The following is a 13419-nucleotide window of genomic DNA, read 5'->3' on the forward strand; positions in this document are numbered from 1 at the left end:
CTGTTTTTTTCTTCAATGATTGAGTGACTATGCTTAAGAATCCTCTTCAGGTTCGTTTAGAAAAACTAGAACCTTGGCAACAAATTACCTTTATGGCGTGTCTATGTGAACGCATGTATCCAAACTATGCGATGTTTTGTGAGAACACAGAATTTGCTGACCCGCGTGCTTACCGAGCGATTCTTGATAGTGTATGGGAAATTTTGACAGTTAAGAACGCGAAAATTAACTTCGAACGTCAATTAGAGAAGTTAGAAGAGTTGTTCCCAAGTGCGGATGAGTTCGATTTTTACGGGGTTTACCCAGCGATGGACGCGTGTCAGGGTTTGTCTACGTTACTGCATGGCCTATTGGATCGCGACTACCTTTTCGATTCAATGCTTAAAGTGAGCCAACAGTCGGTACAAACCGTTGCTGATCTAGAGCAAGCGCAAGGTGCAGAGCCAATCACCAACGACAATCAGAAAGAAAATGAAGCCGTATGTGAAGAATGGGACGTGCAGTGGGCTATTTTCCGTCCACTGCGTGAAGCGGTAGAGCGTGACATCAGCTTGATTAAAGATTTACGTGAAGAGTTACGTGAAGAAGGCGTGAGCAATATCGGTATCGCACTTTAATCGTTGAATAGATAGAAAAAAGGCATCCTAAATGGATGCCTTTTTGTTTGCGGCGTTTGAGCTGTTATGCCCAATGCTGATTACGATTCTTTAGAGTCTGGTTTTGTCACTTCTTGAGTTTCTGGCTCCTTGTTATGCTTCTCCAGTTCTTCCTCTTCTTCATCATCATCGCGGCTTTCGATTACGCCGTGCATCTCTTTCCAACTTTCCCAGCGTTGGTAAGCCAGCTCTTGCATGTCGGTACTTTTATCCGCTTCATCGATGATTTCTTCACCCACGAGGTGTTCAAAGATATCCTCCAACGTCACCAAGCCTTGCACAGTACCGTATTCGTCAACGACAAGTGCCAGCTGTAGGCGATGAGTCATCATCTGGTCAAACACTTTCGGTAAAGTCGTGTTGTTTAGCACCACTTGAATCGGGCGCATGATTGCTCCCAGTTGTTTCTGTCCACAACCTGATTGTTGTAGTTTGAACAACTCAAGGCGGTGCACAAAACCAATGATGTTGTCCTTTTGTTCGCTATAAACCAATGGACGTGAGAAAGGTGTATCCTTGTGTTTTTCTAGGAACTCATTGATGGTCATCGTGGCATCGATACGGAATACCACAGGACGTGGCGTCATAACCTGCGTTACAGGTACATCTTGGATGCCAAGCAAGTTGCTTAATATTTTTGATTCACCCTCGGCAAATTCACCGCTTTCACGTGCCAGAATCGCCATTGCAGACAGTTCATCACGCATTTTCGGAGCTTCGTGGTTACGAGCAAGACGCTTGGTGATTTGCTCTGAAAACCATACGAATGGCGTGAGCGCCCATACCATCCAACGTAATGCGACTGCCGCGGTTGGCGCCAATTGACGCCAGTAAGTTGCGCCAATTGTTTTCGGTACGATCTCTGAAAGTACCAAGATCGCCAGTGTGAGCACTGCCGAAAAGATACCTAACGCTTCGCTACCAAATACCACCGCAGCTTGTGCACCAGCAGTGGCCGCGCCGATGGTATGAGCAATGGTATTTAGAGTTAGAATGGATGCCAATGGTCGGTCGATATCTGATTTTAGCTTAGCCAGTTGCCCAGCTGCGGGATGCCCCTGTTGATTGAGCTGCGCAATGTAGCTCGGACTGATACTCAGCAGTACCGCCTCCAGCACCGAACAGATAAACGAAATGCCGATTGCAATAGAGATATAAATGGATAACAGCAGCATAGTTGCCCTTGAATGTAGTTTGATAATGGTTATTTGCAGCTATTATAACCGCAAAAGTGCCTTATAAATTGGTCCAAATACCTTGGAAAGCAAGGGTTTTCAGGGGGTATGTGGTAACAAATTGTGAGTTATTACTCATATTATGGCTAAAAGTACGTCAGAAAATCGAAAGATCGCTTACAAACCTTTGCCAGATGGGGCATTTATGTTTTAGAGTGAGACGAATTCGATAACCTATGAGAAGGGAAACCTAATGAACAAGACCCAATTAATCGACTTTATCGCAGAGAAAGCAGACCTATCAAAAGCACAAGCAAAAGCTGCTCTTGAAGCGACTCTTGATGGTGTAACTGGTGCACTTAAAGAGGGTGACCAAGTTCAACTAATTGGTTTTGGTACATTCAAAGTAAACCACCGCGCTGCACGTACTGGTCGTAACCCTAAGACTGGTGACGAGATTCAAATCGCAGCAGCTAACGTACCTGCATTCGTAGCAGGTAAAGCGCTGAAAGAATCAGTAAACTAAGTTAGAATGCACCGAGGTATCCTGCCTCGGTGCAACTTCATGAAAAAACATCTACTCGCTTCACTTCTCTTATCTAGCTTTACCCTTTTTGGCTGTTCGTCGGTTGAAACTCCTAATTTAGAACAATTCACTCACTTCTCTGGCGGCAAAGTTGCTGGAGACGCAAGTAGCTTGTACTGGATGACCGAGAAACTCACTCGCGTGAGTACGGCTGCTGATTACGTAACGATGGGGGATAATGGCTGGTTTCAAAGTGACTACCGTTGGGATGACGGTGAGCTTCGAGAGTTGATTCGAAAAGGTGAGCAAGTTGATACCAAGCAAGAGTTGGTGCCTTTTCAAATCCACATCCGTTTTAATAAAGATGGCGAAGCGGTTTACCAACAATATCGCGTTAATCGTAAAGTCTTACCACTTCAGCATGAACAATTAGAACGTTACAAGACAGAAGCGAATGATGTAGTGGCGTCGGTTAAGGCGCAGTCTCGTAACAGTCAGAGCCTCATTCAAGGTTATTGGAATGGCCAATCGTTTGAAACCTGCAAAGGTGAAGCGTTCTCGACACTCGAGTTTAATCAGACGTTGCCAAAATTTATTATCGAGCGTCTCTCATCTGTAGACAGTTACGTGGCTTTTGTCGGCAAGCAGTCACGAAATAAAGCAACGGTTGATGAACTGTTGATGCTCAATGATGATGACTTTGATTGTGTACCACGACCAGCATTACTCGCTGAGTAAGCTTGGTGAGACTTACTAACTGACAGAGTAATAAAAAAGGCGCTGAATGCGCCTTTTGTTTTTTAGCCAACTTAAGTTGTTTTTATTTTTCTTGCTCACGTGCAATCGCACGGTAGCCGATGTCACTGCGATGGAACATGCCGTCCCAACTGATCTGTTTTGCAAGCTCGTAAGCACGTTGCTGCGCTTCTGATACGCTATTGCCAAGTGCGGTTGCACAAAGAACACGACCGCCGTTTGTTACGATGTTGCCATCTTTATTGTCTGTACCCGCGTGGAAGACTTTCTCGCCTTCAATTTCAACTTGTGGCAGACCAGAGATCACATCGCCTTTGTTGTACGCTGCTGGGTAACCACCGGCTGCGAGTACGATACCAATCGATGCGCGCGGATCCCATTTTGATTCCACTTGATCCAGTTTTTGGTCAATCGCAGCCAAGCAAAGATCAACCAGATCCGATTCCATACGCATCATGATTGGTTGTGTCTCTGGATCACCGAAGCGGCAGTTGTACTCGATCACTTTAGGCGTACCATCTTTGTCGATCATCAGACCCGCGTATAGGAAACCTGTGTATGGGTTACCTTCAGACGCCATGCCACGTACCGTTGGGTAAATGACTTCTTCCATGATGCGGTTGTGAATTTCTGGTGTTACCACAGGAGCTGGCGAGTACGCGCCCATGCCACCAGTGTTAGGACCTGTATCTTTGTCACCTACGCGTTTGTGGTCTTGGCTGGTGGCCATTGGCAGAACGTTCTCACCATCCACCATCACGATGAAGCTTGCTTCTTCGCCATCTAGGAACTCTTCGATAACCACGCGGCTGCCTGCGTCACCAAATGCGTTGCCTGCTAGCATGTCTTTGATTGCGTCTTCGGCTTCTTCTAGCGTCATTGCCACAATCACGCCTTTACCAGCCGCAAGGCCGTCGGCTTTCACCACAATCGGCGCACCTTGCTCACGCACGTAAGCAAGCGCTGGTTCAATTTCTGTGAAGTTTGCGTATGCACCGGTTGGGATTTGGTGACGAGCAAGGAAGTCTTTAGTAAACGCTTTGGAGCCTTCAAGCTGCGCTGCGGCTTGGGTAGGGCCAAAGATTGGTAAGCCCGCTTCGCGGAACGCATCAACCACACCAATAACCAATGGTGCTTCTGGGCCAACGATAGTCAGTTCAATCGCCTTTTCTTTGGCGAAAGCAACAAGGCCAGCGATGTCTTCTACATCGATGTTTACGTTCTCTAGTTTTGGCTCTAGTGCCGTACCTGCGTTGCCTGGAGCAATGAAAATAGTCTCAACATTTGGGTTTTGCGCTGCTTTCCAGCCTAGCGCATGTTCACGACCGCCTGAACCAATGATTAAAACTCGCATATGAAAATCCTTAATCTTATAAATACTGTTTACTCAAAGTATTTGATGATGTGGCTAGGCTACAATTGAGCCCATCCCGGAAACATAGCCAGCTACGTAACCGGGGTGGGCGAAAGCAGCTAACGACGCCACAGTGCCAAATACGAAGAGGAAATTAGTGGCGGAAGTGACGCATACCCGTGAAGATCATCGCCATGCCGTGCTCATCTGCTGCTGCGATAACTTCGTCGTCACGCATAGAGCCACCTGGCTGAATTACGCACTTAATGCCGGCTTCTGCTGCGGCATCGATACCGTCGCGGAATGGGAAGAAAGCGTCAGATGCCATTACGCTACCGGCAACTTCTAAGCCTTCATCTGCGGCTTTGATGCCGGCAATTTTCGCTGAGTAAACGCGGCTCATTTGGCCTGCGCCTACACCGATAGTCATGTCGCTTTTCGCGTAAACGATCGCGTTAGATTTCACGTATTTCGCTACTTTCCAGCAGAATAGGGCGTCTTTTAGCTCTTCTTCTGTAGGTTGACGCTTAGAGACCACTTTAAGGTCATCCAGACTAACCATACCTTGGTCACGGTCTTGAACTAGCAGGCCGCCGTTAACGCGTTTAACGTCAAAGTCTGTTGTTTTAGTTGTCCACTCACCACACTCAAGTAGGCGAACGTTTTTCTTCGCTGCAACCACTTCAATCGCTTCCGCTGAAACAGAAGGTGCGATAATCACTTCAACGAATTGACGCTCAACGATAGCGCTAGCCGTTTTTGCATCTAGCTCTTGGTTGAATGCAATGATGCCGCCGAACGCTGACGTTGGGTCAGTTTGGTAAGCGCGGTTGTACGCTTCGAGGATGTCTTTACCTAGCGCAACGCCACATGGGTTGGCGTGTTTTACGATTACACATGCAGGTTCGTTGAACTCTTTCACACACTCAAGTGCTGCGTCCGTGTCTGCAATGTTGTTGTAAGAGAGGGCTTTACCTTGGATTTGGCGAGCAGTAGAAACAGACGCTTCTTGTGGGTTTGCTTCAACGTAGAATGCAGCTGCTTGGTGGCTGTTCTCACCGTAGCGCATGTCTTGCTTCTTCTCGAATTGCTGGTTGAAAGTACGTGGGAATTTAGACTCTTCATCACCTTCTTTGTTCTCACCGTAAGATGGAACCATGGTGCCGAAGTAGTTTGCGATCATGCCATCGTAAGCCGCAGTGTGTTCGAATGCTGCGATAGCAAGGTCGAAACGAGTCTCTAGTGTTAGAGATTTCTCGTTCTCGTCCATTTCAGCGATAACGCGGTCGTAATCATGAGCGTTCACAACGATAGTCACGTCTTTGTGGTTTTTCGCTGCAGAGCGAACCATCGTTGGGCCGCCGATATCGATGTTTTCAACCGCGTCAGCTAGTGTACAGCCTTCTTTTGCAACGGTTTCTGCGAATGGGTATAGGTTAACAACGACCATGTCGATTGGATTGATGCCATGTTTTGCCATCACGTCGTCATCTTGACCACGACGACCAAGTACACCACCGTGAACTTTCGGGTGAAGCGTTTTAACGCGGCCGTCCATCATTTCTGGGAAACCTGTGTAGTCAGAGACTTCTGTTACTGCGATGCCTTGTTCGGCAAGTAGGCGTGCTGTACCACCAGTAGATAGGATATCGACACCGCGCTCAGCAAGAGCTTGTGCAAACTCAACAATACCTGTTTTGTCTGATACGCTGATAAGCGCACGGCGAATAGGACGAGCGTTATTCATGCTTCCATTTTCCTCAAATTCACGGAGTTAAAGATGTTTGCCAAAAATGAACTTGTTTTTACCTCTTGGGGTAAAATATTGGCCAGTTTTGGTAAAGACCTTTGCCGGATGTTTTCTGGTTAGAAAACAGTCTCCACATTTGATGGCGCGTATTCTAACCAATTTATTACAAAAAAGCTCGCGCAATCGTTTGGCATCTCAAAAATAATTGTGAAAAAGAGGTTCTTTAGCTTTAAAAGTAACGAGATAGTTAATAGGGAAAGTTATGTTTCAGATAGGTGAACTGGCAAAACGTTGTGGTGTGACGGCAGATACGCTGCGTTTTTATGAGAAAAACGCGCTGATAAAGCCCGCAGGTCGAAGTGAATCAGGTTATCGTCTCTATAATGAAGAGAATCAAAAGCAGGTACACTTCATCCTTAAAGGTAAAGAGCTGGGCCTGAGCCTGGATGAGATTAAAGAGCTACTAGAAATCAAACTAGAAGCAACAGAACACAGCTGTGCAGAGGTTAAAGCTATTACTTCTGCTAAGTTAGAGCTGATTGATGGAAAAATTAACGAGCTAACGAAAATTCGTCGAGCTTTGAAGAAGATCAATGATGCTTGCTGCGGTCATACGGATGATGATGCTACTCATTGTTCTATCCTTGCAGCACTTGAGTAGTCTCATTTCTGCATCACTTAACTTAAGTTTGCATTTTTGGCGGCTTGCTTTTCTAGGTGCACGCCGTTTTCCCACCTATAATCTCGCCTTTAGTTACCTGTAGGAATTGACCATTGTTTGATTCCTGCCGTAGCGCTGTCTGTAGATACGAGAGTTTTCATACATGGTTGGAGTCTATTTTCAAATCAATGACTGGGTTTTAAGCGTTGATGAAAATAAGCTGTATCGACAAGATAGGGAAGTTACTGTTGAGCCACGCTTAATTAATCTTTTGCATTTCCTAGCGGAGCATGCGAATGAGGTGTTCAATCGTGAGGAATTGATCCAATACGTTTGGGCAGGGGCGATTGTGACCGATCAAGTGGTGACTCAGTCCATTTTTGAGTTACGTAAATTACTGCGTGACGGTCGGGAAGAAAATACCAGCTACGTCATTACAGTGCCGAAACGTGGTTACAAGCTGGTGGCGAATGTGACCCCAATGACACTCGAGGAATTCCTCGCAAGTCGTCATTGTGATTCAGAAAGTCTTCCTCCTATTGTTGATGAACCAGAAGAAGAGACTCCACCTATCGCACCTGCCGTCACCTTTCCTGCAGGCCCTCTGACTCGCGCGGTCTGTGAGATGTCTAAAGAGAAAAAGGCCCCTCCGAAAAAAAATAAAATCAGTCCGTGGCGCCTGGGGATCATGAACTTCATCTGGATCAGTGTTTTGGTTGTGGTGATGGGTGTGTTTACCTACAAGCAATCGGAAGTGCGTATTACTCAAGCCATCGATACTCACCTTATCGAATTCAAGTTTCAAGATAACTTCACGAGCGAAGGGTTAAGCTACGACTTGGCAGACGGGTTTGCCCAAAAGTTGATGTCCGACATTGCTCAAGTGAGCGATTACCGAGTCATGCTAAAGAAGACGTCGTTTACCTCGGGTATTGTGCCGGGCAAATCGGTTGTGGTGCGGGTTCGTGAAAATGAGGGTGGCAGCTTTTTAGAGGTGGAATATCGGAATAACTCATCTGAAAAGGTGTTGTTTAGTCGTCAATACGCGTTAACCAGCAGCCATTTAAAGACAGTGCTTCAACAAGCGTCGTTAGACTTGATGCAAGTTCTGAAAGTGCCGGATGCCAAGCTGAAATCCACGATGCTGGTGGCGGGAATGCCAATTAGCCCAGATGCTTTGGAGCTGTTTGTTCAAGCTAACCATTATCTCAATGTCTCGGATGCCAAGCAGTTTCGCCAAGGCGTCAACTTGATGGAAAACATTTTAGAAATTGAGCCAGATAACGCTTACGTTCAGGCAGAGTTATTAATTGCTTACCACGTGCAGAAAGTGCTTGATTCGTCTCTCGAACTAAAGAAAGGGCGAGTGCAACAACTCAGCGATGCGCTGGAAACCAACGTGAAAATGATGGTTGGGCCAATTCAACCGCGAATTTATGAAGCTTTAGCCCTGCACGAAACCATTATTGGTGACATGGCCTCAGCCAAGCAGCATCTTGGGCAGGCTTTGAGGTTACGTGATTCGGTGCTTTCTTATGTGATTCGTGGTAAACACGCTGAATTGGATGGTGATCTGGATTTGGCCAGTGAGTCTTACAGCGAAGCTTTCTATATTGATACGTCGGTTGAGACGTACCTGCTGTGCGAAAACTTGGTCTTCCCAAGTAACATGAAGGCGATTGATTACGCCATGTATCGCGCTGTTCACCCTTCTGTCGTTCGAATGCTTTAATTCTCTCGCACTCTACGTCAGTTTAATACTAGCCCCTCATTTTGGTGAGGGGCTTTTTTGTAGCTGTCGAAAAGTGAAAAGGGTGGGCGGTGGGGTAATGACTTACGAAGGAGCCAGTAACGCAAGCTTGCAACGGGAAGACATATCCGGTTTTCTTCTCTATCTCTATCTCTATCTCTATCTCTATCTCTATCTCTATCTCTATCTCTATCTCTATCTCTATCTCTATCTCTATTGATTGTATGGAGTGTCTGGCTGAGTTATGTGGCGAGAATGATTCTGATGCTTTCTTGGAGGCGAGATGAATATTGATGTGGGTCAAAAAGCGCGATCAGGGAGAGATTTATGGAATCAACAGTTCAGGGAATCAACCGTTCGGGGCGGGGAAGTTGATAGAGGTTGATAACTTTTGCCGCGATTACTAACGAGTTGATGAGAGTTTATCTATCGGTAGAAGGCTTGATGTTTTTCTTATAACTGCATGAATAATATAGTTTTATTTTTTTGTGTTTATCATGTTTATCTCAACTTGATGTTGATTAACTAATCATTTTATTGATAACGCCAAGTTTATTTTTTTCCCGATTTTTGGGCGTAGTCTTCACTTCGAAATTTAGCGAGGTCGAGCAGGTATCTACTTCATAGCATCTCGCTAATAACCGTTCAGTTTGAGTCACGTTGACTTGAGTAGAATAGATTTGGAGATGTTATGTCATCGAATACGAAAAAAATCGGCCTAATTGCCTGTACGGGTGTAGTAGCCGGTAACATGATGGGTAGTGGTATTGCACTGTTACCTTCTAGCCTAGCTTCAGTAGGCTCTGTTTCAATTTTCAGTTGGCTGATCTGTTTGATCGGTGCACTGAGCCTTGCGTTTGTTTACGCTCGTCTGGCAACCAAAAACCCTCAAGAAGGTGGTCCTATCGCTTACGCTGGCGAAGTTTCACCTGTCTTTGGTTTCCAAACGGGCGTGCTTTATTACCACGCGAACTGGATTGGTAACCTAGCTATTGCTATTACAGGTGTTTCTTACCTTTCAGTATTCTTCCCTGTGCTTAATGACCCAATCCCAGCAGGTATTGCGACGATTGCATCGGTATGGATCTTCACTTTCGTTAACCTACTTGGTGGTAGCTGGGTAAGCCGTCTATGTACGCTTGGTCTTGTTCTAATCCTCATTCCTGTTGTTGGTACAGCGGCGTTTGGTTGGACGCACTTCGACACTGCGCTATACAGCCAAAACTGGAACGTATCTGCGGGTACTGATAGCCATGCGATTGTGACTGCGGTTCTTATCTGTCTATGGTCATTCGTTGGTGTGGAATCAGCAGCAGTATCGACAGGTATGGTAGAAAATCCTAAACGTACTGTACCGCTAGCAACCATGCTGGGTACTGGTATCGCAGGTGTGATTTACATCCTATCAACTCAAATGATCAGCGGCATGTTCCCTGCTTCTGAAGTTGCGGCATCAGGTGCGCCATTTGCACTAGCAACCACTGAGCTATTCGGTAGCTGGACTGCACCATTCGTATCAGCATTCACAGCACTAGCATGTTTCACTTCGCTAGGTTCTTGGATGATGCTGGTGGGCGAGGCTGGTAAACGTGCAGCAAGCGATGGCAACTTCCCTAAAATCTACGGCGAAACTGACAAAAACGGTGTGCCTAAGAAAGGTCTAATCCTTGCGTCAATCAAGATGACAGCATTAATGGTTGTACTGATGTTCTTCAGCTCTAAAACAGCACACGCATCAGACCTGTTCAACCAGCTAACGACTGATGCAGTTCTACTAACTATGCTGCCTTACTTCTACTCAAGCATTAACTTGATTCGCTTCGAAGGTATGACAACACGCAACGGCTTCGTAATGCTGTTCTCTGGTGTGGCTTGTCTGTTCTGCTTCATCGCACTAGCAGGTGCAGAGGGCGGTACGCTAACAGCAACCTTCATCGTGTCTCTCGTTATCTTGATGTTCTACAGCAAAAAAGCAGGTCTTGCTCAGTACGTGAAAATGCACGCTGACGACATGCCTGCCCAAGCAAGCAACTAATCCCCAAAACGCTGGCACTACGATGCCAGCCCATAAAACCCAAATTCACGCGGCGCTCACCTTACTCATTGCCTGTAAATGGCAAAGAGCGCCCTCATTCGCCTTGGAGATGTCCAAATGAATATATTCGCTATCTTGAACCACATGGGTGTGTTCTTTAAAGAAGAGCCAGTTCGTCAACTTCACGCTGCTCTTGAGAAAGCGGGCTACGAAGTGGTTTACCCAGTAGATGATAAAGACTTGATCAAAATGATTGAGATGAACCCACGCATTTGCGGTGTGCTGTTCGACTGGGATAAATACTCACTAGAGCTATGTGAACGTATTAGCCAAATCAACGAAAAACTGCCTGTTCACGCATTTGCTAACGAACAGTCTACTCTAGACATTTCACTAACAGACCTACGTCTAAACGTGAGCTTCTTCGAGTACGCTTTAGGTATGGCTGACGACATCGCTATCAAAATCAACCAAGCGACTGAGGCATACAAAGATGCCATCATGCCTCCATTCACTAAAGCGCTATTCAAATACGTAGAAGAAGGTAAATACACCTTCTGTACTCCAGGTCACATGGGTGGTACTGCATTCCAGAAAAGCCCTGCTGGTAGTATCTTCTACGATTTTTACGGTCCAAACACATTCAAAGCGGACGTATCAATCTCAATGCCGGAGTTAGGTTCTCTACTAGACCACTCAGGTCCACATAAAGATGCAGAAGAATACATCGCACGTACATTCAATGCAGACAGCTCTTACATCGTAACGAACGGTACGTCTACATCGAACAAAATCGTAGGTATGTACTCAGCGCCTGCGGGCAGCACAGTACTGATTGACCGTAACTGTCACAAATCTCTGACTCACCTAATGATGATGAGTGACGTTACTCCAATCTACTTCCGCCCAACCCGTAACGCATACGGCATCCTTGGTGGTATTCCACAAAGCGAATTCAGCCGAGATGTCATTGCAGAGAAAGTGGCGAAAACACCAGGTGCAACAGCGCCAAGTTACGCAGTAGTGACTAACTCAACTTACGATGGCTTGTTGTACAACACACAATTCATCAAAGAGTCGCTAGACTGTAAACACATCCACTTCGACAGTGCTTGGGTGCCTTACACTAACTTCAACCCAATTTACGAAGGTAAATGTGGTATGAGTGGTGAAGCGATGCCAGGCAAAGTGTTCTACGAAACACAATCAACACACAAACTGTTGGCAGCGTTTTCACAAGCTTCAATGATTCACGTGAAAGGTGACTTTGATAAAGAGTCTTTCAACGAAGCATTCATGATGCACACTTCAACTTCACCTCAGTACGGCATTGTGGCTTCTACTGAAACTGCAGCGGCAATGATGCGCGGCAACACTGGTAAGAAGTTGATGCAAGACTCTATCGATCGCGCAATCCGCTTCCGTAAAGAGATCAAACGCCTAGAAGCAGAAAGTGACAGCTGGTTCTTCGATGTATGGCAACCAGAAAACATCGATACCACGGAATGTTGGAAACTAGACCCTAGCGACACATGGCACGGCTTCAAGAACATGGATGACAACCACATGTATCTTGATCCAATCAAAGTAACGCTACTAACTCCGGGGATGAATAAAGAAGGCGAACTAGAAGAATCAGGTATTCCTGCTTCGCTGGTGGCTAAATTCCTAGACGAGCGCGGCATCGTGGTAGAGAAAACAGGTCCATACAACTTGTTGTTCCTATTCTCAATCGGTATCGACAAATCAAAAGCAATGCAATTGCTACGCGGTCTGACTGAATTTAAACGTGGGTACGACTTGAACCTAACCATCAAGAGCTTCCTACCTTCGCTATATAATGAAGACCCAAGCTTCTATGAAGGCATGCGCGTTCAAGAATTAGCACAAGCGATTCACAACCTAACTAAGAAATACAATCTACCAGAGCTAATGTACAAAGCGTTCGATGTTCTTCCTGAAATGAAAGTAACACCACACGCAGCATGGCAAGAAGAGCTTCGCGGTAACGTAGAAGAAATCAAACTGGAAGAAATGGTTGGTCGCGTAAGTGCGAACATGATCCTTCCTTACCCTCCAGGTGTGCCACTAGTGCTTCCTGGTGAAATGGTGACTCAAGAGTCTCGCCCTGTGCTGGACTTCCTAGAGATGCTTTGTGAGATCGGTGCGCATTACCCAGGTTTCGAAACCGACATCCACGGTCTATACCAACAAAAAGATGGTAGCTACACCGTAAAAGTATTGAAGAACTAAGTTCCTCTCGAAGATGACGCCATTGGGAATGCAAGCATGCTCCACTCTTACGAGCTCAATGTGTCATCGAACAACCACGACATTTAGATATACCCCTAGCTAATCTGTCGTAAAAGAGAAGGGCAAGGATGCTCTGATCTTTTCATCTATATAGAAGAAGCAATTCCCAAGACTTCACCTGAAGTACCCCAAGTAAAAAGCAAAGACCAAAGAGCAGTTCGTTATCGTTCTGCTCTTTTTTTATCTTTTATACAGCAGGCAGAAAAGAAAAAGCGCGTTGAGCGAATATCATTTGCTTCAATTACATCAAATTTGAAGATCGTAATTCAGGTAGAAACGCCCTTTTTCTTGAGGAAAGATCCTTTTAAATGAGAGAAAATAGCCAAGATCGCTTGGTATACACACAAAGTGATTGCTATTTGTTCGGTTGAAAGTTTTTTTGCAAAAAACGCTTGTACTAATTTCTCAACTCCCTATACTGCGCATCCACCGACACGGAGTGA

At 45.8% G+C, this 13419-nt stretch carries 10 protein-coding genes; 7 read left to right on the forward strand and 3 right to left on the reverse strand.

From position 1 onward, the window contains the following. Window positions 1-29: 29 nt before the first annotated feature. A complete protein-coding gene (locus MSG33_RS23240; RefSeq protein WP_005382520.1) occupies window positions 30-617 on the forward strand; it encodes a DUF416 family protein in 588 nt (195 codons plus the stop codon). An 80-nt stretch (window positions 618-697) separates the two neighbouring features. Here MSG33_RS23240 and MSG33_RS23245 read toward each other — a convergent pair whose 3' ends face one another. Beyond that, the gene (locus tag MSG33_RS23245; RefSeq protein ID WP_145533161.1) at window positions 698-1831 is read right to left on the reverse strand and encodes a hemolysin family protein; all 1134 of its coding nucleotides are present in this window, start codon (window positions 1829-1831) and stop codon (window positions 698-700) included. Between the two features lie 253 nt (window positions 1832-2084). Between MSG33_RS23245 and hupA the strand changes: the two genes are divergently transcribed. Further along, window positions 2085-2357, forward strand: a complete 273-nt coding sequence (gene hupA / locus MSG33_RS23250; protein ID WP_005382524.1) for a nucleoid-associated protein HU-alpha — start codon at window positions 2085-2087, stop codon at window positions 2355-2357. 39 nt (window positions 2358-2396) lie between these two features. Beyond that, window positions 2397-3095: a DUF1481 domain-containing protein gene (locus MSG33_RS23255; protein ID WP_248382293.1), complete on the forward strand. Its 699-nt coding sequence runs from the start codon at window positions 2397-2399 to the stop codon at window positions 3093-3095. Window positions 3096-3177: 82 nt separating this feature from the next. On the opposite strand, the gene purD is transcribed toward MSG33_RS23255, so the two are convergent. Both purD and purH read right to left on the reverse strand, forming a co-directional pair. Then, entirely contained in the window at window positions 3178-4467 is a 1290-nt protein-coding gene (gene purD / locus MSG33_RS23260; RefSeq protein WP_046874616.1) for a phosphoribosylamine--glycine ligase, read from the reverse strand. A 154-nt stretch (window positions 4468-4621) separates the two neighbouring features. Further along, window positions 4622-6214: a bifunctional phosphoribosylaminoimidazolecarboxamide formyltransferase/IMP cyclohydrolase gene (gene purH / locus MSG33_RS23265; RefSeq protein WP_248382295.1), complete on the reverse strand. Its 1593-nt coding sequence runs from the start codon at window positions 6212-6214 to the stop codon at window positions 4622-4624. A gap of 265 nt (window positions 6215-6479) precedes the next feature. Here purH and zntR point away from each other — a divergent pair, with 265 nt between their 5' ends. From zntR to MSG33_RS23285, 4 genes are all read left to right on the forward strand, one after another. Continuing rightward, a complete protein-coding gene (gene zntR, locus MSG33_RS23270) occupies window positions 6480-6878 on the forward strand; it encodes a Zn(2+)-responsive transcriptional regulator (RefSeq protein ID WP_005397290.1) in 399 nt (132 codons plus the stop codon). A 163-nt stretch (window positions 6879-7041) separates the two neighbouring features. Continuing rightward, the gene (cadC, locus tag MSG33_RS23275; protein WP_248382297.1) at window positions 7042-8610 is read left to right on the forward strand and encodes a lysine decarboxylation/transport transcriptional activator CadC; all 1569 of its coding nucleotides are present in this window, start codon (window positions 7042-7044) and stop codon (window positions 8608-8610) included. Between the two features lie 709 nt (window positions 8611-9319). Then, window positions 9320-10663 carry a cadaverine/lysine antiporter gene (cadB, locus tag MSG33_RS23280; RefSeq protein WP_053808506.1) on the forward strand — a complete coding sequence of 448 codons (1344 nt, stop codon included), beginning with the start codon at window positions 9320-9322 and terminating at the stop codon, window positions 10661-10663. A 117-nt stretch (window positions 10664-10780) separates the two neighbouring features. Next, entirely contained in the window at window positions 10781-12916 is a 2136-nt protein-coding gene (locus MSG33_RS23285) for a lysine decarboxylase CadA (RefSeq protein ID WP_012841314.1), read from the forward strand. Window positions 12917-13419: the final 503 nt, after the last annotated feature.

The sequence above is a fragment of the Vibrio sp. 1CM7H genome (genome assembly GCF_023161645.1).
GTDB lineage: Bacteria > Pseudomonadota > Gammaproteobacteria > Enterobacterales > Vibrionaceae > Vibrio > Vibrio diabolicus.

Coding starts and splice junctions, on each gene's coding strand:
- MSG33_RS23285 (WP_012841314.1), top strand. CDS start 10,781: ATGAATATATTCGCTATCTTGAACCACATGGGTGTGTTCTTTAAAGAA.
- purD (WP_046874616.1), bottom strand. CDS start 4,467: ATGCGAGTTTTAATCATTGGTTCAGGCGGTCGTGAACATGCGCTAGGC.
- cadB (WP_053808506.1), top strand. CDS start 9,320: ATGTCATCGAATACGAAAAAAATCGGCCTAATTGCCTGTACGGGTGTA.
- zntR (WP_005397290.1), top strand. CDS start 6,480: ATGTTTCAGATAGGTGAACTGGCAAAACGTTGTGGTGTGACGGCAGAT.
- purH (WP_248382295.1), bottom strand. CDS start 6,214: ATGAATAACGCTCGTCCTATTCGCCGTGCGCTTATCAGCGTATCAGAC.
- cadC (WP_248382297.1), top strand. CDS start 7,042: ATGGTTGGAGTCTATTTTCAAATCAATGACTGGGTTTTAAGCGTTGAT.
- MSG33_RS23240 (WP_005382520.1), top strand. CDS start 30: ATGCTTAAGAATCCTCTTCAGGTTCGTTTAGAAAAACTAGAACCTTGG.
- hupA (WP_005382524.1), top strand. CDS start 2,085: ATGAACAAGACCCAATTAATCGACTTTATCGCAGAGAAAGCAGACCTA.
- MSG33_RS23245 (WP_145533161.1), bottom strand. CDS start 1,831: ATGCTGCTGTTATCCATTTATATCTCTATTGCAATCGGCATTTCGTTT.
- MSG33_RS23255 (WP_248382293.1), top strand. CDS start 2,397: ATGAAAAAACATCTACTCGCTTCACTTCTCTTATCTAGCTTTACCCTT.